The following is a 22,229-nucleotide window of genomic DNA, read 5'->3' as shown; positions in this document are numbered from 1 at the left end:
TCTTTGCTTCCGTTGTTTTGTTATACCAAAGTTGAGAAGTTAACATGAAGATTTGATGAAGATGGAATTCAATGACGTGTAATAGGTATATGCAATGCAATAGTGGTCCCTTCGTGAAGAATACTGGAAGCCTGGATATCCATCGTGTGGAAAGCAGCGATACTTTTGGCAATCGCCAGCCCTAAGCCATGCCCTTCTTCCTGTGAAGTACTGAAACGTTCATAGCGATTAAATATGTGTTGTAATGTTTCCGCTGTCATGCCAATTCCAGAATCCTCAAAGAAAAGAACGAGATGGTCGTTTTTTATCTCGTTGTAGACACGAATTGTGCCATGCTGTTGGTTATATTTTATGGCATTTTTGATGAGGTTGGCAAAAAGAATGTGAATCAGTGTTGAATTTCCGATGATATTGAGCTTCGGCGATAATTGGTTGTGTAATTGGACCTCTTTATTAGCCAGTAAATCGTCCATCTCAACTCGAATCTCTTCAATCAAGTTTGTGAGATCGATTTTCTCGAATTTTTCGTATTGTCCATTGTCAATCTTCGCAATCAAAAGTAGATCTTTTATGGTTCTTTTTAAAAATGCGAGCGTCATTAACGAATCACTTATTTTCTGAACGGCTGAAGTGGATAGACTTTCATCGTTAAGCATATTTTCAAATCGGCTACTTAAGGTACTGATCGGAGTAAGTAGTTCATGTGAAACATTTGAAGTGAATTGCTTTTCGACATCCAACTGTCGACTTACTTTTTCCATTAGTTGCATCAGGCTTCTATCTAACAGTAGGAAATCTTCTGTACTTGTTTTCTCGGGAATATAGCTAAACTGTAAGGGATCGTTAATTTTATTCAGCTTCTTTTCGACAATATTGTAAAATGGTTGTAGCAATTTATTAGTAAAAGATATATCAATGATTAAGGTTATAATGATGGAGATAAGAAGTGCTAAGCAGGTAAATAACCAGATATTTTTCTCCAATTTACTTAACACAACCGTAGTTTCGCCTATTTCCAGGCGATAATTGTTTTGATGAAATCTAAAATAGTAAGTATAAATGAGGTAAGGTTGTGTTTCCCCCTCTATTTCTCGCGTTTGTTTGATGAAATTACCATGGTTGTTTTTAACGAGTTGCTTAATGGGAGTTAAAATAATAAACTCTTCCTTTAAAATGTTATAGTCGGTAAAGTTGGCTTGGCTTTGAATAAGGTGGTCGATCTGTTCCTGCGTAAGTCCATGCATGAATTTCTTGCGCTTGTCTACGAGGCGCTGCTGCAAATGATGATTCGAAATGCTATCCGTAAAAAGGTAAATAACAAAACTGAACACCAAGATGATGATTACTTTGGTAAGTGAATTATATAGCGCTATTTTATTGGAGAGTTTCATAAGCGACGCCAAATAGGTTACAATTTAACTCGGTAGCCAACCCCGCGAACGGTTTCGAGCCAATCGACCTCGGCATGTTGTTGTAGTTTTTTACGTAAGTTCTTTATATGAACATCTACAAAATTGGAGTCAACATAAGCATCGTAGAGATCACCCCATATATGTTCTGTGAGACTCATCCTCGCCACTACTTTGTTTTTGTTCAACACTAAATAAGCAAGTATATCATATTCTTTTTTGGTGAGATTTAATACCACATTCCCGTAACAGAAGGTCCTTTGCTGTATATTTAACGAAAAGTCACGTACGGGAATGTTATTATCGTTCACCTGATGTTTCCTGCGTATAATTGCATGAATCCTAGCGCGCAATTCCGGCAATGAGAATGGTTTAGGCAAATAGTCATCTGCTCCCAGCTCTAAGCCTGCTATGCGATCGTCAATAGCCCCTCTGGCCGAAAGAACAATCACTGCATCCCTTCTGTCTTTGAATTTTTTTAGCTCGTTTATTATGTCCAAACCGTTGCCATCCGGTAGTGTAATATCCAATAAAATGAAATCATAGGTGCTTTCTGTTATTTTTTCCAATGCAGAGCTTTTTTTCCATGCATGGTCGATTACGCATCCCTCTTCTGTAAACAGAAATTCAGCCACTTCGAGCGCAAGGTCTTTCTGATCTTCAACAATAAGGATTTTCATGTTTATCCAATAAACACATTTATGAACGCTTTGTCTTTATATTAAAATATTAAAGCAAAGTTAATACTATTTTACCCCCTAAACTATCATATTTTGCCACCCCTGCCATCCGTAAAAATCTTTCATAATTGCATACGATAGATGATGTCAACGACTAAACCATGTGGCCATCAGCTATTGAAATCAACCAACAACATTATGGAACGTATTTTTTTAAATTATGAGCAAATCTAGGACCTATTGTTTCCAATATGGAAGTTTATTATTCATTTCTCTCCTGCTGGCGAATGTACAGCTGGTAGCAGCTCAAAATGTTCAAGTTACAGGCCTTGTAAAAGATAGCCGGGGGCCTGTTGCTGGGGTATCTATAAGAGAGCAGCGTAACGGAAAGGCTTTGGGGCAAACAGGAGATCAGGGAACCTTTAAAATTGAGGCCACGGAGGGCGCGGTTTTGATTTTTTCATGTATCGGCTATAAATCGAAAGAAATAGGCCTTAGTACATTGGCACCAAACCGCCAGGGGAACTACAATGTAAACGTGGAGTTATTGCCCGACGATGCTAATGATTTGGATGAAGTGGTTGTAGTTGGTTTCGGAACGCAGAAGAAAGTGAACCTCACAGGCGCCGTGGGAATTGTCAGCGCTAAAGATTTGGAAGCGCGGCCTGTACAGAATGTTACACAGGCACTTCAAGGAGTTCTACCTGGGTTAAATATCTCTACACAAGGATTAGGTGGAACCTTGAATGCAGGTAGAAGCGTTAATGTAAGAGGGACGGGTACAATTAGCGGTTTTTCGTCTGGAAGCCCCCTAGTGCTGATTGATGGGTCGGAAGGGTCTTTAGATGCCTTGAATCCGCAAGATATAGAGAGTATATCGGTATTAAAAGATGCCGCCTCTTCTGCAGTATACGGCTCAAGGGCACCCTTTGGAGTTATTTTGGTAACGACAAAAAAAGGAGCTTCCGGAAAAGCTAGGGTAAATTATAACAATAGTTTCCGCTGGAGCACGCCTGTATTGCTGTTAAAAATGATGAATTCGTATGAGTTTGCTACTTATTGGAATGACGCTGATTATAATGGTGGAGGAAGTGGCCAGAAATTTAGCCCAACGGTGGTTCAAAAGATGAAGGACTATATAGATGGGCTTTTGGATCCAAGCGACGTAGCTGTAGCCAGACCCGACGGTAAATGGGATTATGATAATACTTACGGAAATGTAGACTGGATGAGGGAATATTATCGCGACTGGGCGCCTGCGAATGAACATAATCTGAGTATCAGCGGAGGCTCTGATAAATGGACTTATTATTTGTCGGGTAATTACCTTAACCAAGGCGGTTTTATGCGCTATGGAACAGATAAGTTTAATCGCTATGGAGTTACTGCGAAGATAAGTGGACAATTACGCGATAATCTTAATGTCGAGTACATGAGTCGATTAATTCGAACGAATTATGGGCGGCCCACCAGCATGACCGATGGGTTCTATGATAACGTTATGCGCAGAGCTAGACCTAATCGGGCGCTTTATGATCCAAATGGATTTTATATGTCGGATATCAATTATGTAGATGCCTTGCAAAATGGTGGTAGGCGTACGGATGAGCAAGATTATATAACACAACAGCTGAAAATGACCTATACGCCTATAAAAGATTTAAATATTATAGGCGAACTGAATTATAGGACAGAAACGCAATTTGTTCATGAAGACGCATTTAAAGTGTATTCACGTAATGCTGACGGAGTAGGTCAATATGTTTCTTTACTTAGTCCCGCGAATGATTATGTTTATGAATATGCCCGAAAACTGTATTTCTTCAATCCCAATCTATATGCAAATTATACAAAAAGTATAAATGACCATAACGTTAAATTGATGATGGGTTTTCAATCTGAATGGACAAGAACAAAGAATTTTAACGCCCAAAGAATGGACTTGATCACTACAGAATTGCCGGTATTGGGATTAACCGGTAATCCTGTTCCTACTGTGGGAGGTGGCTTGGATAAATGGTCAACGGCGGGCTTTTTTGGGCGTATTAACTACGATTATAAAGGCAGATACTTACTAGAAGGTAATCTGCGATACGATGGATCTTCACGTTTCAGAAGAGATGCACGATGGAATTGGTTTCCTTCTGTTTCAGCAGGATGGAATATCGCGCAGGAAGATTTCTTTCGTTCCGTTACTAATACCGTGCAAATGCTGAAGCTTCGTGCTTCTTATGGTAAGTTGGGTAATCAAAATACATTAGATAATTGGAATCCAGCATATTATCCTACTTATCAAACTATTCCAACAGGTACAGCAAATGGTAATTGGTTAGTAGACGGTGCTAGGCCAAATACGTCGGGTGCGCCGGGCTTAATCAGTACCTCCTTAACATGGGAGAAGATTCGGAATTGGAACTTTGGTTTGGATTGGCAGCTCTTGAACGGTCGATTAAGTGGCTCGTTCGATTATTATATGCGTTATACAGATGATGGTCTCGGTCGGGGTCAAACCTTACCAGCTACGCTGGGAACAAGTGTTCCACTAGTTAACAATATCGATATCGTTACAAAAGGTTTTGAATTTACGTTGGCGTGGGATGATAAGATTGGAGAGGTTTCCTATGGAGCAAGATTAAATCTTTCCGATTCAAGAACGAAGGTTCTCAACTTCTATAATCTAACCAATGACATTGGATCATATATTGCCGGACAATACATTAATAATATATGGGGATATCATACCATTGGTATTGCCAGAACCAAAGAAGAAATGGATGCCCATTTAGCTTCCCTTCCAAATGGAGGTCAAAATGCCATTTCGGGCGGGGCTTGGGAAGCTGGAGATATTATGTATGCCGATCTTAATGGCGATGGAAAAGTGGATGGAGGCGCTAACTCTTTGGCAAATCCGGGTGATAGAACCATTATCGGAAATTCTACTCCCCGCTATGCAATCGGAGTGAATTTCAATGCTAGTTGGAAGGGGTTTGATGTAAGTATGTTCTGGCAAGGTATTCTAAAAAGAGATTGGGCGCCATCGGGCATGGTATTTTGGGGTACCACCGGTGCCGGCGATTTTTGGTCAACGGCCTTGAAGGACCATTTAGATTATTTCCGTGCCGACCCAAATCACCCACTTGGCCAAAATATCGACTCCTATTATCCGAGACCATTATTTAGCGGGAAAAACCAACAGGCACAAACCGGGTATCTACTAGATGCTTCCTACATTAGGCTCAAAAACTTCCAACTTGGCTACACCTTGCCTAATACTTTAACCAGAAACATAAAAATGTCTAATGTTCGCTTATTTGCTTCAGGCGAAAACCTATTGACATTTACTAAGCTCAATGATACACTTGATCCGGAATCAATAGGGATAGGACGTCAAGGAGGAACAGTATATCCTTTACAAAAGGTGTTCGCCTTTGGGATTAACGCAAATTTTTAAGTTAAACAAGCATGAAAACAAATAAATTTGATATAAAAATAACACTTCTCTGTTTTTTGACTATCCTAATCGTAGGATGTAATAAGCATTTGGATATTGCGCCGCAGGCAGCAGTATCGCCGGAGAACTATTTTAATGAAGAAAGCCATCTTAGTGCTTATACAATAGCGCGTTATCAAGATGTTTTCAGAACTACTGATGGATCAGGTGGTGCCGGGCTCTATTTAGATGATGCGACTACCGACAATATGACGAATCGAGGCAGCAATAACCGGTTTTTGCCAGGGCAATGGCGCGTAGGTGCTACAGGTGGTGGCTGGTCTTTTGGGACAATTTTTCAATTGAATTATTTTTTACAGACCGCCTTGGCAAAAGTAGAGGCAGGAGCGGTTATGGGCAATGTTAATAACATCAATCATTATATAGGCGAAGCATATTTAATGCGAGCATTTGTCTATTTCGGAAGGTTAATGGAAATGGGAGATTTTCCCATTATTACGAAGGTGCTACCCGATCAACAAGCTGCGTTGGTAGAAGCAAGCAAACGAAGGCCACGTAATGAGGTCGCGCGTTTTATTCTCAGTGATCTTGATAAGGCTGCCGAACTATTGTTAACCGTTCCTCCAGTTGGTGGGCGAACCCGGATATCAAAAGATCTGGCTTACTTAGTCAAGTCTAGAGTGGCATTATTTGAAGCAACATGGTTAAAATATCATCAGGGAACTGCTTTAGTACCTAACGGTCCGAATTGGCCTGGAGCGACTAAGGACTATAATAGAGGCTATCAATTTCCTACAGGAAGTATAACCAATGAGATTGATTTTTTCTTGGGAGAAGCAATGGCGGCAGCAAAGATTGTAGCAGATGCTCATGCCTTGACGGTTAATTCGATGCATATTAAACAAGGTGTTTCCGATCCTAGTAATCCTTATTTTGAGATGTTTAACTCTGAAAATCTCGCTGCGTATGATGAAGTGCTGCTGTGGAGAGATTTTGATTTGACATTAGGTGTTGTACAATATTGGAATCACTATATATACTATGGTAATGGTTACGGATATACCCGTCAGTTTGTTGATAATTTTTTGATGGGAAATGGTTTGCCTATATATGCTGCCGCTTCCGGGTATGAGGGTGACGATTTTGTGGGTAATGTAAAAGTAAATAGAGACTGGAGGCTTAAGTTATTTATGCGTGCTCCGGGGGAAACCAAAGCGTTTATAAACCTACCCACGGGATCCTCACCGGAAGTGGAGCCAACGGTTCCTAATATAGACCTTGCTAGCAGGTTTTTGGAGGGTACAGGTTATTCTATCAAAAAAGGTTTGTCTTATGACAATAATATGCAATCTATCGTTGGGCGTGATGTGACTGCCATCGTATGTTTTAGAGCTGCGGAGGCTTATCTTAATTACATTGAAGCTTGCTTTGAGAAGAATGGTGGGCTTGATGGTAGCGCTGTTAGTTATTGGCAAGCTATAAGAAATCGAGCTGGAGTAAATCCCGATTTCAATGTAACTGTCGCGGCAACGGATATGAGTAAAGAAGGATTGAACGACTGGGGTGCATATTCGCATGGTAACTTAATAAACCCTACACTTTATAATATACGCCGTGAAAGAAGAGCTGAACTCATGGTAGAGGGGCTACGTTATATGGATTTGATACGTTGGCGGGCAATGGATCAGCTAAACGGGTTTAAGATAGAGGGAATCAAGGTTTGGGGACCAATGAAGGATATATATGGCAGTAGATTAAAATATGGAGGAACGACTACCAATACGGTTTCTGATCCGTCGCTGAGCCGTTATCTCAGGGTACATCAAATATCGCCTAACAATCAGTTCTATAATGGGTATTTTTTCACAGAAGCACATTATTTAAGTCCTATCGCTACCGAGCATTTTCTGATTTCTTCGTCCGATGGTCAGTCAACGGAGACCTCACCTATTTATCAAAATCCGGGATGGCCCGTTACAGCTGGCGCGGGGCCTATTGGCTATTAAAATAAGAACTCCGCCAAATAGATTTTTAAATTTAGTACTAATAATAAACTGGTAACGATAAACCAAGATACAAAACTGACATAGAATGAATAATTATATAGAACTTTTAGCCATCATATTTACAATTAGTTTTTCCTCTGTTTTTGCGCAACGTGTCGTAAATGATCATGTAGGAAAATATGAAAAGGAGGGATACCATTTAGTTTGGTCGGACGAGTTTGACCAGACCGGAGTACCCGATACGGCTAACTGGAAATTCGAGGAAGGCTTTGTCAGGAACAAAGAGAAACAGTGGTATCAAAAAGACAACGCTTGGTGCGATGGCGGGTTATTGATTATTGAAGCACGTAAAGAAGACAAAGCCAATCCGAATTATAATGCGGATAGCAAGCAATGGAGCGAAAGCAGATCAAAAATAACGCATACTTCTTCCTCAATCAATACCCGCGGTTTGCATAGCTGGCAATATGGCCGTTTTGAAATGAGAGGACGAATTAATATCAGTGCCGGACTTTGGCCGGCTTTTTGGACTTTAGGCATTTCAAAGCAATGGCCATCTAATGGTGAGATTGATATCATGGAATACTACAAAGGTAATATCCTTGCCAATATTGCTTGCGGCACCGATCAGCCCTACCAGGCGAAATGGTATAGTAAAACAAAAGCGGTAAAAGAATTAGGGGGCAAAAAGTGGGCATCAGAATTCCACGTGTGGCGAATGGATTGGGATGAAGAAGCAATTGCTTTATACGTAGACGATATCCTATTGAATAAGGTTCCATTGGACGAATTGGTGAATCGAGATGGCTCGGGCTTTAACCCATTTAAGCAGCCTCATTATATCCTGCTGAATCTGGCGATGGGCGGGATCAATGGAGGAGATTTAGGAAATACCCAATTCCCTAATCGTTTTGTAGTCGATTATGTACGAGTTTATCAAAAAAAGTGAATTTATCGCTTCACGATAAAAGATAAAGCAACATCATGGCGGTGCCCGACTTGAAATGTTGAAGCGATATCTTAGCTTTATTGGCTTCGGTATTGATACAGGCGGATTCGTGCTAAATAGATTTAATAAATGAACGAATAATTTATTCGGTTAGGCTTAAAAGATAAAACCAGCCACCTGTGGACCGCCGCCTATAAATAAATCGTTCGCTCAATGCCGATCTGCTCCAAAAAGTAGGTATCGTGTGATACTACAATCAGCGTGCCCCTATACTCCTTGATCGCTATGGTTAATATCTCAATATTTTGGATGTCCAGGTTATTGGTTGGCTCATCAAGTATAATTACATCCGGAGAATTGTTGCCTAGATTAAGGCAACACAGTATCAATCGCATCCTTTCGCCACCACTTAAGGTGCTACAAGGCTTGTTCCAATCATCTTTTGTAAATAAAAAACGATTGAGGCGAACCTTAACTTCGTGCTCCTCGAGGGCAGCTTCGTTATATCTTTGTGCTTGTTCATATACCGTGAGCTCATTCCGGATTAGTGAGTAATCTTGATCTATGTAAATTGCCTTGTTGATCGCTCGCCAAGTGTTACCCAAAGAAGGACTTAATTGTCCCAAAATAATATTGATTAAAGTCGTTTTTCCTGAACCATTCGAACCCGCTAGGTTAATGCGCTCTCCGCTGGCGATCTGAAAGCTTAAATTTTTTCTCCAAAGTTGATGCTCCTTGTAAGCGAAGTTGATATCGACGGCCGTAAATAGTAATTTCCCTTTATGCAGCACAGAATCTTCGAAACCAAGCTTTATTTTATCTAGATCGGCTACAGCCGAACGTAAGGTGTGTAACTCTTGCGAAATACCGTCGATTTTCTCTGTGTGTACGCTTTTAATTTTGGAACTGCTCTTCTCCGCATTGTTTCTTAATGTATTCATCATAATGCGCGCAATACCTGCTTTTTCCTGTTTCTTCTTTCCACGCGCATCCAATTTCTGTTGTCTTTCTATAGTTTCCCGTTCGCGCTCTTTAGCTTTACGTAGCGCTTTCTCCTTACTTTTGATATCCTGATTTAACGCTATCGTTTCTGTATTCTTCTGATCGATATAAAAATCGTAATTCCCTCCGTATACAGCGATACCTTGTTTATTCAATTCGCAAACCGTATTCAACAAGTTCAATAGTGTTCTGTCATGGCTTACTATAAGCAGCGTGCTCGAAGTGGATTCGATAAACTCATAAAGTAATTTTCGACTTACAGCATCTAAATGATTGCTGGGTTCGTCGAGCAGTATGAAATCTGGTTGGTGAATGGAGATTCCTGCTAGGAAAACTTTTGTTCGCTGTCCGCCACTTAAAGTATCCATCCCTTGTTCCAAGTTTAAGTCTTTGAGCTGCCAGCGATCCAAAGCCTCTCTACAACGTTCATCGATGGTCCAGTCGTCAGCTAACAAATCCATCAGTTCTTCCGTAGCTCGCCCTTCTAGTATCTCTCTTAAGGCATGTAGTTTTTCTTCGACACGCAAAGCCTGGGCAATAGTCAGGTGATTGAATTGTCCAAAGATCTGAGGAACGTAATAAGGACTTGTGACCGTCATCACCTCTCCGGTAGCTTTCAGTTCGCCGCTGATAATTTTAAGTAACGTAGATTTTCCGGAACCGTTATTACCGATCAAGGCGATTTTATCGTGATTGTTTACGGTCAGATTAATGTTATCAAACAGCAATTCTTTGTCCGGATGTATATAGGAAACATTTCGTAGGATAAGCATGAATTTCTTTCTTAAAGGGTACAAGCATAGACCTGGTTGCTGTTATTGGCAACGCATGTTCATTTGTTATTGAAAGAAATTAAATCCTACATTTAATGCCTTGTATGGTTTATGATGCAAATATATAATTTTTGTAATGACTATAAAAGTACATTCTTTCTAAGCCAAAGTGTCATGCCGGAAAAATAACCTTGATCTAGCCTGATTGAGTAAAAAGATCGCGTGAAGGCTTGGACGTGTCTTAGTATTCTCCAACCGAGATAGCTTGCTCTTCGAAAATTTGAATTAGTCGTTCACTCCAGATTTCAAGTTCACGCTCACGATCCGCTGGCGATAACCTTGCAGGGCCGTAGACGACGTGAGGAGACAGTACCTCGAAACCGGTAAATTCAAAAATCCCCCGATGAAGCGGACGCAGGATTCCTGCAAGATCCCCGTTAAAACCACCTTTTAGATAATCGCTCTTACCGCCGCCTGTAGTAAGCGATAGTAAAGCCTTTTTATTACTAAAGACGCCCTTTTCATAAATGCGACCGTTCCCATAGAAGCGTCCCATAGCAAATACACGGTCCACCCATCCCTTTAAAATAGCAGGTACACTAAACCACCAAAGCGGAAATTGCCAGATCATCAAGTCACACCATTCAACCTTTTGTTGTTCTGCCTCAATGTCGTCAGCAAAGCCGTTTGTTTTCGTGGCATGGACTTCCTCTAATTGCTGTTTATAAAATTCCGGATTGTGAACGCTGACAAAATTGCTTCGATCTGAGATAGCGTTAAAACGCATTTCGTATAAATCAGATACCTTTACTTCATGCCCAGCTTTGGTAAGGGTATCGATGGCCATTTTAAACAAGGCTCCGTTCATGCTTTGAGGTTCCGGATGTGCATATACAATGAGAATTTTCATACAAATAATATTTATGTTTTAATAAAGCGTCGACAAAATTATTGGCTGATCCTTATATTTGCCAGTATGCAGCCCTTTGTATGAGGCACACAAAATTGTAAGTAATGAGTTTGCATAATGAGTAAGAGAAAGCCTACATCCACCAATAGCATTAACCGAGAAAAGTTGATAGACTTTTGCGGGATGATGTATGCGGTTGATATGTTGGGAGGACGATGGAAGCTGATCATTCTATATAAACTTGAAAAAAAGACACTACGTTTTAGTGAGCTAAAAAAAATTATTCCCGGCATTACCGATCGTATGTTGACTTTGCATTTACAGGAACTGGAAAGAGATGGATTGGTCGAACGTACAGTTTACGCAGAGGTCCCGCCTCGGGTCGACTATCGACTCACAGCAAGCGCGCAAGCGCTTATCCCCATTTGGCAACAACTCGAACAATGGGGAGTGGCGCACAAACAATGCAGAGAAGAACGAGATTCTTAGCTTAAGATTTAACGTTGCCATAATATAGACCCCTTATCTTTGCTATAAGAGTTAATTGAATGCAACCTGTCCTGGAAACATGCGAAAAGGCCTTAATCGAAAGCATGCGGAACGATGACGCCGCTGCTTTTGAGCAGCTCTTCGAACGATATTGGGAGCATCTTTATCAGCGAGCTTATTATAGGCTCCGAAGACGGGAACTGGCCGAAGACCTTGTACAAGATGTTTTTGCTGATTTTTGGATTCAACGGCACAATTTACAGATTCAAAGCGATCTCGGAGGCTATCTCGGCGCTATGCTTAAATATAAAATTATTCGTTGGGCAAGCCAACAAGAACGCGAGGAGGAATTGCATGCGCACTTATTTCAGCGAATGGAAGAGATCGAAGACGGCGTTATTAGTCTTCTAGAAGTTGCATCCCTACAACAAACCATAAATGAGGCAGTGCGAGCCTTTCCGGAGAACATGCGGAGAGTTTTTCTGCTGCGTATGCAAGACTATACGATAGGTGAGATAGCCGAAGCATTGCAACTAGCCGACCAAACCATTCGAAACAACCACACGGAAGCACTGCGACGGTTGAAAACCAAACTCATTGAGTCGCATCCCCATTTGCCTATTTATTCTTTACTGACAATCCTGTTTACAAAAACTTAACAATTTAACCATCTTTTCTTGAAGTATAGATCGTGCACTTTATACACTATAGTATAAAATCAGCAGGTGTGAAATTTAGTGTATATAAAGATTTATTGAAAAGATATCATGCAGGTGAGAGCACCAAAGTGGAGCGGCAGCTTGTAGACATATGGTACGATTCATTTGAAGAGGAGAGAGCGGTGGCGGAAGTTCGCCCCGGCGAAGAAGAAAAGTTACGTGTAAAAGAACGTTTGAGAAAACATATTGACGCGAATAAGCAGGAAGAGCCAAAGCTTAAACGTAATAAGCAAAAACGTCTTGCACCGTGGTTGAGAGTCGCGGCGGCAGTTATCATGCTGATCCTCGGAATCACTTGGTTCAAGCCTACTGATTTTGGTCTACCGTCCCGTAAATACCGTACCAAAGAGCCGATTGTAATGCACTTTTCTACCAACTCGGGAGAATATAAAACAGTAAAACTTTCGGACGGCTCTGTCGTGACGTTAAATGCTAATTCGTCATTGGTGTTGAAAGATGGTTATGGAGAAAAACAACGTTTTGTTCAGTTGCGAGGGGAGGCATTTTTTGAAATCCGGCCACTTGCTGATCGCCCTTTCTGGGTACAAACGGATGAGTTGTTTATACAGGTTTTAGGTACATCTTTTAACGTAAAAGCGTATGATTACAGGCCTAAAGCAGAAATAACAGTTAGCACCGGTCGTGTACAGGTAAGCAGTGAAAATAAGGGGCAATCATTGCTATTGCATAGAGGTGACGGATATATATATGATCGGGCAAATAAGCAATTCAGAAAGAAAGCTGTTCCCGCTACGCTGGCTTGGCGCGGCGGGTCAATATCCTTAGCGCAGGTGTCTTTTTCAGAGCTGGCGCTGTGTTTTCGCGATGTCTATGGGATATCCTTGATCAGTACCGACGCAACTGTGCTAAATCATCGGTACACGCTCAAACTGAAGTATGAACGGAGTGCTTCACAAACATTGGAGATTATCTGCCATATGTTGAACAAACAATACAGAAAGGAGGCGAATGGATCCTTGAATATCTTCTAATACATTAAGGATAGCTTCCGTAAAGGAAGTAATATCAATCAATCTTTAAAAATTCAACCCTTAACTCAAATGAAATTAATACGCTGGCGCTTTAAATTGCCAATACTACAATCGCTCGCATTGCTAGTTAATATGTGCGCGGTAATTACAATGGCTTCGGCAAATAAACCCGAACAAGGACTTGAGAAGCGAATCCATCTCTCTTTTAATAAAGTAAATGCTTATACACTGCTGAAGGAAATCGAACGAAAGGCATCTGTCGATTTTGCATTTACAGAAGACGTCCAACTGGAAAAGTTGGTTTTCAGTCACATACATTATCAAAATAGTAAACTATCCGAAATACTGTCTGATCTATTTAAAGCAGAAAAGATTGTTTTTGAAGAACAAGCCGGCACTATCTCACTTCGCCGTGTTCAACAGGGATTAGCCGTTAACGGGCAAGTGCGTGATGCTACTAGCGGTAGTCCTGTCATCGGCGCAAATATACAGGTGAAGGGCACATCTCAGCGAGCGACTACCGATCATAATGGTCATTATCAATTGCAAGTTCCAACTTCACAAAGCGTACTTGTTTTTAGTTATATTGGTTATCGGTCACATGAAGTAACTGTCAATGGGCAGGCCCGAATCGACGTGACTTTGCAAGAAGATAACAACCCTTTGAACGAGGTGGTTGTTACTGCCTTAGGAATATCGAGGGAAGCAAAATCGATTGGTTTTTCTCAGCAGAAAGTAGAAGGCCAAACTATTCAAGAATCTCACGAAACAAATTTGCTTAATACCTTGAATGGAAGAGTGGCAGGTGTGCGCATCACCAATTCGAGTGGCGGAATTGGCTCCTCCGCCAACATACAAATTCGTGGACAAAATTTTGTGAGTGGTTACAATTATAATAACTCGCCCTTATTTGTTGTAGACGGCGTTCCGATCAGTAACAATAATGAGCAGTCGACCAGGGCTTATACTGGAAGGCAAGATTTTAATAATCCGAATTTCACTGCCGGAGAAGGAGAAGTAGATTATGGAAATGCGGCGGGAGAACTTGACCCCAATGATATTGAGAGCATAACCGTTTTAAAAGGACCAAATGCTGCGGCGCTTTATGGTTCGCGTGCAGCAAACGGCGTTGTATTAATTACTACCAAGTCGGGTAAGGGAACAAAGGGTGTTGGCGTTAGTTTCAATTCGCAAGCGAGCGCAGAGACTCCACTTAAATTACCGGATTATCAGTACGAATATGGCCAGGGCCGCGATGGCGAATATAGCTATGTAGACGGCATGGGAGGCGGCTTAAACGATAATGTGATGGAAAACTGGGGGCCACGCCTGAATGGCCAGCTAATTCCGCAATTTGACTCACCAATCGATCCAGCTACAGGGCAGCGTATACCTACCCCCTTTATTGCCTATCCAAATCAATTGAAAGACTTTTTTCAAACAGGACAAACTTTCACTAATAATTTAGCTATAGCGGGAAGTAATGAAAAGTTAAATTTCCGATTTTCTTATACAAATACCTCTCAGCGCGGAATTGTACCGAATACCGATTTAAGTCGTAATGCTGTTGGGTTAAATGCAGGTTATGCTATTACTCCTAAGTTAAAAATAGATGTGAATATGAACTATGTTAATTCAGGAAGTGATAACCGCGCAAGTTATGGTGCCAAGAATGAGGATGCCATCATGAAAATCTTCCTATATATGCCTCGAAATGTGAACATAAATAGCTTGCGTAATTATTGGGCAGATGGTTCATTGCGAACGAGGCAACTTTCGCCCATTTGGGGTTTAAACAGCAGTCGATTAAACAATCCTTATTTTGTTGCTTACGAAAATCTAAACGGTAACAACCGTGATCGGGTTTACGGTAATGTAAAGTTTACCTATAACTTCTTGCCGAACTTAAGCCTCATGCTGCGTACCGGTCGTGATTTCTATAATGATAAGCGTACGATGCGTCATGCAGTGTCATCGGCACAATATGTTAATGGATATTATCAGGAAGATGATGTTTATTTTCTTGAAACGAATCATGATGCCTTACTTTCTTATCATACCAAGATCAACGACGATTTTAGCGTAAATGCATCCTTGGGAGGGAATTTGATGAATCAGGAATCAAAACGGCTCGGCGCTATTGTAGATCGTCTATCAATTCCCAATGTGTACAACCTGACGAATAACGCTTCTCCCATTGTGGCAGGTAATATTCGTCAACAAAAAAAAATAAATTCAGTTTATGGAACTGCTCAGGTTGGCTATAAAGACGCTCTTTTTTTAGATCTCACCGGGAGAAACGACTGGTCAAGTGCATTACCAAAACAAAATAGATCTTATTTCTATCCATCGGCATCCCTCAGTTTGGTGGCAACTGAACTTTTCGGTTGGCGTAGCGACGCCTTAAGCTATTTAAAACTTCGCAGTAGCCTTTCTTCGGTAAGGCGAGATCTCGAGCCCTACCAGACGATGCCAAATTTCCAGGTTACACAGGGATGGAATGGTGAGACGGTTGCTGTACACAATAATAATTATCCCAATCCGGACATTCGGCCCGAGAAAGTTAGCTCATATGAATTTGGTTTTGATTCGAGATTTTTCAATAACCGCTTGGGGATCGACTTTACTTATTATAGAAGCACTACCACCGATCTGATTATTCCCGTTACGCTAAACCCTTCGGCAGGATACGATACGAAGTTAATGAATGTAGGTAAAATGAAGAATAATGGTGTTGAACTAATGATAGATGTAACCCCCATAAGAACGAATCAATTTAGTTGGAACGTAAATGTGAACTTTGGGCTAAATAGAAACCGAGTGCTCTACTTGGCGGAAGATTTAGGCATTTCGCGTATCCGTCAGCTTGAGCGTTGGGCATCTTTGGAAATGCGTACCGAAAATACAAAAGGTGATGGTTCTTTTGGCTCTCTGTACGGTGACTACCTGATTTATCAGAACGGTACACTGACGCATCGTAACGGTTTACCCCAAGAAGAAAATGGCGACTGGGGATACTTGGGTAATGTAAATCCTGATTATACCGGAGGGATTACTAACCAATTTTCCTATCGCAATTTTGACCTCAGCTTCCTCTTCGGATTTCAGAAAGGAGGTGTTGTACATTCACGTACTTATATTGAGGGAATCAATAGTGGCTCTTTGAAGGAATCCTTAGTAAATCGGGATGCAAATGGTGGTGGTACAATGATTGGTGAAGGGGTTGATATTGATACGGGCGAACCGAACGATACAGAAGTTACGGTGCGTAACTATTGGCGAGCTTACTATAACAATGACCGTATTGCCACTTTTGATGCTTCTTATATAAAACTGAGGGAGGTGAAAATTACATACCGACTGCCCGAAAAATTATTGAAGCGTACACCGATAAGACAGGCAAGCTTTTCGCTAGTGGGACGTAACCTTGTCCTATGGTCGGACGTGCCCAACATTGATCCTGAAGTATCCGGTTACGATGGCCAATTTCAGGGTTTAGAAGCCTTTTCACTTCCTTCACTACGTAGCTTTGGCGCTGCGTTAAATATTAACTTTTAGAGAAAGCACCATGAAGAAGTTGATCTATTTTTCACTGTCGATCCTTTTACTCATTTTTGGATCGTGTAAAGACTTTGAAGCAATTAACATTAATCCTAATAATCCGGATATTGTACCTCCTGAAATGCTATTACCCCCCATACTCAGTGGTGCTGTTAGCACCATGACTGCCAGTGGAGGCAGTAGGGCCGGACAATTTGTTCAGCATATTGCCTATTTGGGCGGAACAAGTGAGGAGGATGGCCGGTACAATCTGACGGGAGCCTCTTTTCGTGAGGAATGGAACGGCGCGATGCGTCTGATTAAAGATGTGAATCAGCTACGTTTACTTGCACAGGAGAATCAATTGCCGCATTATGAAGCGGTTGCCTTGATTTGCAAGGTTTATATTTTATCGATCATGAGCGACGCCTATGGGGATATACCTTATGACGAAGCTGGAAAAGGGGATGTGGCAGGATTGGAATTTCCACATTATCAATCGCAGCAGGAGGTATATGGACTAATGCTTAACGATCTGGAGCAAGCCAATCAATTACTAAAAGGCATAGATCCCTCATTGACTATCAATCGCGATATCCTATATAATGGAAACACCGGTGCTTGGCGTAAATTCGCCAACTCTTTAAAAATCCGTATATTGATGCGCCAATCGCAAAAAGCAGATGTCGCAGCTGCGGTAAGCGCCATTTTTAATAATCCTTCGGAATATCCAATATTCGAAAAAGTGGAAGATCAAGCTACATTAGTTTATAATAATAATGCCGATTTATACCGGTGGTTTATTCTTAATCCGCCGGGAGATGGTAGTGGTGTAAACTTCGATGGGAACGATCGTGTAAGCGAAACGATGGTAGATATGTTGCAGAAAGTGGCCGACCCTCGGATGAAAATTTATGTAGCCCCGACAAAAAATTCCTATAACGCCCATCGTAGTAACTCTACTGTTCCTTATGTTTATCGTGGACAGCGGGTTGGGTTGAGTTCATTGGAGCAGAACGCTTTGTACCAGCAAACAGGCCTCAATAAAGATGATTATTCCGTATTGGGTAAACGAATAAGAAAAGAAAATAGGGCCTTCCTCTTCACTTATAGTGAACTTCTGTTTTTAAAAGCAGAGGCAATCGTGAGAAATATGGGGGTGCAGGGAGATGCGGCGGCTGTTTATTTAGAGGGGATAGCCGCTTCATTGGCTAAATGGCCACAAGTAGGTCAGGCATCCAACGAGGAAACGCCTTATATCAGTCAAGCGGAGACAACGGGTTTCTTAAGGCGTACCGATATAGCACTTCGGGAAGAAACAGCTTTGCAACAGATCGCCGAGCAGCAATGGATAGATGCTTTTTTAAATGGCTATGAGGCTTGGGCTTCTTGGAGACGTACCGGTTATCCACAGTTAAAGCCCGGACCATCGGTATTGGCACCTATTCCTGTTCGATATGTGTATTCGGATAATGAACAAAATAACCCCAATCTGATTCAATGGGTAAATGACACAATGGGAGGTAACATGCCTACTCATAATACAAAAGTTTGGTTTCAACCATAAAAGTATTAGATGAATATAAGAAAATGGATATGTGCGTGCAGCTTGGCAAGTAGCGGGCTGTTTGCGCACGCACAGCAGTACACGGTTAACAAAAACGCGCATTCGCACAACGATTATTTACAAGCACAGCCTTTTTATACAGCTTATGCGAATCGTTTTGCTTCCATCGAAATAGACGTGTTTTTGAAAAATGATTCACTTTATGTAGCACACGAAGAGAAGGAGATTAAACCCGGACACACCATTCAGAATCTCTATCTAAAGCCCTTATTGCAACAGATATCTTTGCATAATGGTAAGGTATACCCTGAAGGTGGGCAACTACAATTTTTGATCGACTTAAAAACAGATGGAGAGCCTACTTTGAAAGCATTGGAGCGCCAACTTGCCCCCATTCGGGCTTATTTTGATGTAAACCGAAATCCGGATGCCGTGCGTTTAGTAATTAGTGGTGATATGCCTAAGCCGGAGCGTTTCGGGGCCTTTGATCCAATATTTTACTTTGATGGCCGTACACAGCTTCGCTATAGCGATGAACAGCTTAAACGAGTCGCATTCTATAGTGCACCTTTTCAGTCTTTCAGTGTTTGGAACGGTTTGGGAAGAATAACTGAGCCGGAGCGGAACAAAGTAAAGCATTTTATCGATTCGGTGCATGCAGTTGGTAAACCCGTACGCTTCTGGGGCTGTCCCGACACCAAAACGGCCTGGCAGGCCTTTATAAAATTGGGAGTAGATTACCTAAATACCGATTCACCGAATATTCTGGCTAGCTTTTTAAATAGATACGAGGTGAATAGTTATACCCGTAAAAATAAGCATGAAATATATCGGCCAAGCTATAAGCAGGATGGTACGAAAGGAAAGGTGAAGCGGGTCATTTTGCTTATCAGCGACGGAGCAGGTTTCAACCAGCAATGGGCAGCAGCGACCATCAATGGTGGCCAATTGAATATGACACAGTTTAAGCATATTGGTTTTCAGAACACTGCACCGGCGGATGATTACAACACTGATTCCGCAGCAGGTGCGACAGCTTTTGCTACGGGTGAAAAAACAAAAAATCGCTACATCGGTAACGATAGTACCGGCAAAGCTTTACCCAATTTACCGGAGAAGTTGAATAACATACAGATACCAAGTGCTATTCTCACAAACGATCGACTTACCGGCGCAACACCCGCCTCTTTCTTTGCACATCAAAGCGAGCGCGACTATTCGACAGCCATCGCTTATGATATCCTTAAAAGCCCTGTAAAGCTATTTGTAGGTGGCAGCCACCCAAGCTTAGTCGCAGACAGCGCTAAACTGAAACAGCAATTAATGACAAAAGGTACCGTTATTTGTACCGACCTACGTGAGCTAAATACCGTTTCCGGCGAGCAGCTTATTTGTCTGGCCCAAGATGATCCTTCCAGGGGCTATCATATGTTGGAAGATGCATTTGACGATGCCTTGGCTCTAATGGAAAAGCGGCATGATCGTTTTTTTATGATGGTTGAAGGCGCTAAAATTGACGGGGGTGGACACAGCAATAAGATTGCACAATGTATTGAGGAATATCTAAGCTTTGATAGGATATTGGGAAAGGCCTTGCAATATGCCGATAAAAATGAGGGAACACTGGTAGTGGTGACCTCTGATCATGAAACAGGCGGATTGGTATTGGTGGATGGTGACTATGAGAAGGGCTTTGTACTCGGTGAGTTCGTTACCAATGACCATACCGGTGCCCCTATTCCTGTATACAGTTATGGCCCCGGAGCCGCTAGGTTTACTGGTTTTATGCAAAACAGCGATATCGGGAAGCGCATTTTTGAACTACTCTCCGCTAAATAATCCATTCTTTACCCCACTCTATGAGCAGGAGTGGGGTATTGATATTTAAACTAATGGGAGTGCTAGTTGCGTCGCTTAGAAATCAATAAACTTTGGTTGACTTTTTCAGATAATATTTTTCGATAGCCGGGACTTGCTAAAATTGTCAATTTATTGCCAAGTAAAATCTTATTGCCTTCAATCGACTTAATATTTTTTGGATTGACGATAATAGACTTATGCACCCTGACAAAATCATATGGCTTTAAGTATTCCTCTGCTTCAGTTAAGGTTATATAAGTCATATAGCTTTCAGTAGGTGTATAAATGGTGATATAATTGGTCGTCGACTCGATGTACAGAATTTTGTCTATTAAAACACGGATCAACTTACCCTTTATATCGCTTTTAATAAAGAAGTAATTTTCTTTTTTGCTTGGCTGTTGGGTACTCTGCTTAAGTTTTTGATAACGCGATACCGCTTTTAAAAATCGTTCGTATCCAAAAGGTTTAGCAATGTAGTCGATGACGTCACGATCAAATGCTTCTAAACCGTATTGCGTGTGAGCTGTAGTAAAGACAATATGCGTATAGTCTTTAATTAAATTGGCTAATTCCAAACCTGATATTTCAGGCATGTTAATGTCAAGAAAGGTGATGTCGGCCCTGATTTCATTTTGTTGAAATTTTTTTAAAGCTTCCAAGGGATTTAATGAGGATCCCAATAATTCAAGGGTGGGCGTTTTGTTTATGAATTTGCTTAGCAGGCTTACAGAAGCTGCTTCATCATCAACTACATAACAACGTATCATGCGCATATCTAATTTTGAGCTCAATCAAGAAGTCATGAACTCTGTTTTCAATGGATAGGCTAAAACGGTCATTGTAAAAGCTTTGCAGTCTTTCGCGCGCATTTGAAATGCCGACGAAAGTCCCCTGAACAGGCATATGTGTACGTTTTTTATTCCAGGTTTTAAATACAAGTTCACCATGTTCGGCAATTACGTAAACAATACCGGGAGCCTGGTGGTCCGTTAAATCGCCATGTTTATACATGTTCTCCACAAAGGTAGTAAACAAAAGAGGAAGAATTTTTAATTCATTCAGGTCATAGTCTACCAAATTGATTTCTAGGGTGATATTTAACTTGCCATTGGTTCTTATGTGGTTTATTCTAATGAGATTTCGGATGTTCTCCAGTTCCATCTGAAGCGGTACCTCATGGTCATCATCTGTTTTCTGCAAGGTATAGCGCATGATCTCCGACAAGAGCAAAACTGCCTCGCCTGCTTTTTCTGATACGCCTTCTACTGCATCATAGATGAAGTTCATGGTGTTGAAAATGAAATGCGGTTCAATTTGCGTACGCAGTTTAGCATTTTGTGATTTTATTAATTTCATTTTCAGTTCTGCCTGTTTTTGCTCATTTTCAGCACGTTCTTGTTCTAATTTCGCTACTTGTCGGTGCTTCTGCAGCGCATTAATAAAAATCCAATATACTGTGCTCAGCATTATAAAGAAAAGGGCGCGATAACTATGTTTTATAATCAACGATTTTTCGGAGAAGGAGGGGCGATTTTCATAATCAAATAACTTCAAATAATCTAAAAACATTATGGTTTCATAATAAATTAGAACTTCGAGGGGTATAAGTAAAAGTAACCATTGTCGATTTTTTCTGGTTAACGCCCAGTGAGCATGAAAATAAAATAGCGCAATAGCGAGAATATACGCGAAAACAACGACAAAAGGCGTTACTTTTGCTCCGAAGGCTATCACAAAACTTACCTCATAAGCGATCAGGATAAACCAGCCTACGATATGCCAAAGTACCACTTTTCTCTTCCGCAAAAAATCTGTTGCAAAAATCATTTTAGGTGTCCGATGTTTATTGAAATGCAAATTTCCATTGGCATCGATGCCA

Annotated in this window: 15 protein-coding genes; 9 read left to right on the top strand and 6 right to left on the bottom strand. The window is 41.2% G+C overall.

Going from position 1 to position 22,229, the window contains the following annotated elements:
• Positions 1-68: 68 nt before the first annotated feature.
• Together FKG96_RS01880 and FKG96_RS01875 are read right to left on the bottom strand one after the other, a co-directional pair.
• Positions 69-1,391 (bottom strand): sensor histidine kinase KdpD, encoded by a 1,323-nt coding sequence (locus FKG96_RS01880; protein WP_130854853.1) that lies wholly within the window; start codon positions 1,389-1,391, stop codon positions 69-71.
• A 17-nt stretch (positions 1,392-1,408) separates the two neighbouring features.
• Positions 1,409-2,089 (bottom strand): response regulator transcription factor, encoded by a 681-nt coding sequence (locus FKG96_RS01875; protein WP_130854854.1) that lies wholly within the window; start codon positions 2,087-2,089, stop codon positions 1,409-1,411.
• Positions 2,090-2,309: 220 nt separating this feature from the next.
• Between FKG96_RS01875 and FKG96_RS01870 the strand changes: the two genes are divergently transcribed.
• From FKG96_RS01870 to FKG96_RS01860, 3 genes are all read left to right on the top strand, one after another.
• Positions 2,310-5,540: a TonB-dependent receptor gene (locus tag FKG96_RS01870; protein ID WP_149105107.1), complete on the top strand. Its 3,231-nt coding sequence runs from the start codon at positions 2,310-2,312 to the stop codon at positions 5,538-5,540.
• Positions 5,541-5,551: 11 nt separating this feature from the next.
• Positions 5,552-7,546, top strand: coding sequence for a RagB/SusD family nutrient uptake outer membrane protein (locus tag FKG96_RS01865; RefSeq protein WP_149105106.1), 1,995 nt, complete (start codon positions 5,552-5,554; stop codon positions 7,544-7,546).
• Between the two features lie 85 nt (positions 7,547-7,631).
• Positions 7,632-8,495, top strand: a complete 864-nt coding sequence (locus FKG96_RS01860; protein ID WP_013664277.1) for a family 16 glycosylhydrolase — start codon at positions 7,632-7,634, stop codon at positions 8,493-8,495.
• Positions 8,496-8,686: 191 nt separating this feature from the next.
• Here the strand turns inward: FKG96_RS01860 and FKG96_RS01855 are convergent, their stop codons facing one another.
• Positions 8,687-10,270 carry an ABC-F family ATP-binding cassette domain-containing protein gene (locus FKG96_RS01855; RefSeq protein WP_013664276.1) on the bottom strand — a complete coding sequence of 528 codons (1,584 nt, stop codon included), beginning with the start codon at positions 10,268-10,270 and terminating at the stop codon, positions 8,687-8,689.
• A 241-nt stretch (positions 10,271-10,511) separates the two neighbouring features.
• Positions 10,512-11,180: an NAD(P)H-dependent oxidoreductase gene (locus FKG96_RS01850; RefSeq protein ID WP_013664275.1), complete on the bottom strand. Its 669-nt coding sequence runs from the start codon at positions 11,178-11,180 to the stop codon at positions 10,512-10,514.
• Between the two features lie 117 nt (positions 11,181-11,297).
• On the opposite strand from FKG96_RS01850, the gene FKG96_RS01845 reads away from it, so the two are divergent.
• The 6 genes from FKG96_RS01845 (at position 11,298) to FKG96_RS01820 (ending at position 20,326) form a co-directional block, all read left to right on the top strand.
• Positions 11,298-11,669, top strand: a complete 372-nt coding sequence (locus FKG96_RS01845; RefSeq protein ID WP_013664274.1) for a helix-turn-helix domain-containing protein — start codon at positions 11,298-11,300, stop codon at positions 11,667-11,669.
• A gap of 59 nt (positions 11,670-11,728) precedes the next feature.
• A complete protein-coding gene (locus FKG96_RS01840; protein WP_149105105.1) occupies positions 11,729-12,328 on the top strand; it encodes an RNA polymerase sigma factor in 600 nt (199 codons plus the stop codon).
• A gap of 68 nt (positions 12,329-12,396) precedes the next feature.
• Positions 12,397-13,380 carry a FecR family protein gene (locus tag FKG96_RS01835; RefSeq protein ID WP_130854860.1) on the top strand — a complete coding sequence of 328 codons (984 nt, stop codon included), beginning with the start codon at positions 12,397-12,399 and terminating at the stop codon, positions 13,378-13,380.
• Between the two features lie 69 nt (positions 13,381-13,449).
• Positions 13,450-16,938: a SusC/RagA family TonB-linked outer membrane protein gene (locus FKG96_RS01830; RefSeq protein ID WP_149105104.1), complete on the top strand. Its 3,489-nt coding sequence runs from the start codon at positions 13,450-13,452 to the stop codon at positions 16,936-16,938.
• A gap of 10 nt (positions 16,939-16,948) precedes the next feature.
• Positions 16,949-18,487 (top strand): SusD/RagB family nutrient-binding outer membrane lipoprotein, encoded by a 1,539-nt coding sequence (locus tag FKG96_RS01825; RefSeq protein WP_149105103.1) that lies wholly within the window; start codon positions 16,949-16,951, stop codon positions 18,485-18,487.
• Between the two features lie 9 nt (positions 18,488-18,496).
• Positions 18,497-20,326 carry an alkaline phosphatase gene (locus FKG96_RS01820; protein WP_149105102.1) on the top strand — a complete coding sequence of 610 codons (1,830 nt, stop codon included), beginning with the start codon at positions 18,497-18,499 and terminating at the stop codon, positions 20,324-20,326.
• Positions 20,327-20,388: 62 nt separating this feature from the next.
• On the opposite strand, the gene FKG96_RS01815 is transcribed toward FKG96_RS01820, so the two are convergent.
• Positions 20,389-21,117, bottom strand: a complete 729-nt coding sequence (locus tag FKG96_RS01815; RefSeq protein ID WP_168204527.1) for a LytTR family DNA-binding domain-containing protein — start codon at positions 21,115-21,117, stop codon at positions 20,389-20,391.
• Entirely contained in the window at positions 21,095-22,177 is a 1,083-nt protein-coding gene (locus tag FKG96_RS01810; protein ID WP_149105100.1) for a sensor histidine kinase, read from the bottom strand. The genes FKG96_RS01815 and FKG96_RS01810 overlap by 23 nt, the downstream gene beginning before the upstream one ends.
• Positions 22,178-22,229: the final 52 nt, after the last annotated feature.

The organism is Olivibacter sp. LS-1, assembly GCF_008245145.1.
Lineage (GTDB): Bacteria > Bacteroidota > Bacteroidia > Sphingobacteriales > Sphingobacteriaceae > Olivibacter > Olivibacter oleidegradans.
Note: the sequence above shows the minus strand (reverse complement) of the source record. Positions and strands in the feature narration are given on the sequence as shown.

Coding starts and splice junctions, on each gene's coding strand:
- FKG96_RS01865 (WP_149105106.1), top strand. CDS start 5,552: ATGAAAACAAATAAATTTGATATAAAAATAACACTTCTCTGTTTTTTG.
- FKG96_RS01845 (WP_013664274.1), top strand. CDS start 11,298: ATGAGTAAGAGAAAGCCTACATCCACCAATAGCATTAACCGAGAAAAG.
- FKG96_RS01830 (WP_149105104.1), top strand. CDS start 13,450: ATGAAATTAATACGCTGGCGCTTTAAATTGCCAATACTACAATCGCTC.
- FKG96_RS01820 (WP_149105102.1), top strand. CDS start 18,497: ATGAATATAAGAAAATGGATATGTGCGTGCAGCTTGGCAAGTAGCGGG.
- FKG96_RS01880 (WP_130854853.1), bottom strand. CDS start 1,391: ATGAAACTCTCCAATAAAATAGCGCTATATAATTCACTTACCAAAGTA.
- FKG96_RS01855 (WP_013664276.1), bottom strand. CDS start 10,270: ATGCTTATCCTACGAAATGTTTCCTATATACATCCGGACAAAGAATTG.
- FKG96_RS01825 (WP_149105103.1), top strand. CDS start 16,949: ATGAAGAAGTTGATCTATTTTTCACTGTCGATCCTTTTACTCATTTTT.
- FKG96_RS01840 (WP_149105105.1), top strand. CDS start 11,729: ATGCAACCTGTCCTGGAAACATGCGAAAAGGCCTTAATCGAAAGCATG.
- FKG96_RS01870 (WP_149105107.1), top strand. CDS start 2,310: ATGAGCAAATCTAGGACCTATTGTTTCCAATATGGAAGTTTATTATTC.
- FKG96_RS01850 (WP_013664275.1), bottom strand. CDS start 11,180: ATGAAAATTCTCATTGTATATGCACATCCGGAACCTCAAAGCATGAAC.
- FKG96_RS01860 (WP_013664277.1), top strand. CDS start 7,632: ATGAATAATTATATAGAACTTTTAGCCATCATATTTACAATTAGTTTT.
- FKG96_RS01875 (WP_130854854.1), bottom strand. CDS start 2,089: ATGAAAATCCTTATTGTTGAAGATCAGAAAGACCTTGCGCTCGAAGTG.
- FKG96_RS01815 (WP_168204527.1), bottom strand. CDS start 21,117: ATGATACGTTGTTATGTAGTTGATGATGAAGCAGCTTCTGTAAGCCTG.
- FKG96_RS01810 (WP_149105100.1), bottom strand. CDS start 22,177: ATGATTTTTGCAACAGATTTTTTGCGGAAGAGAAAAGTGGTACTTTGG.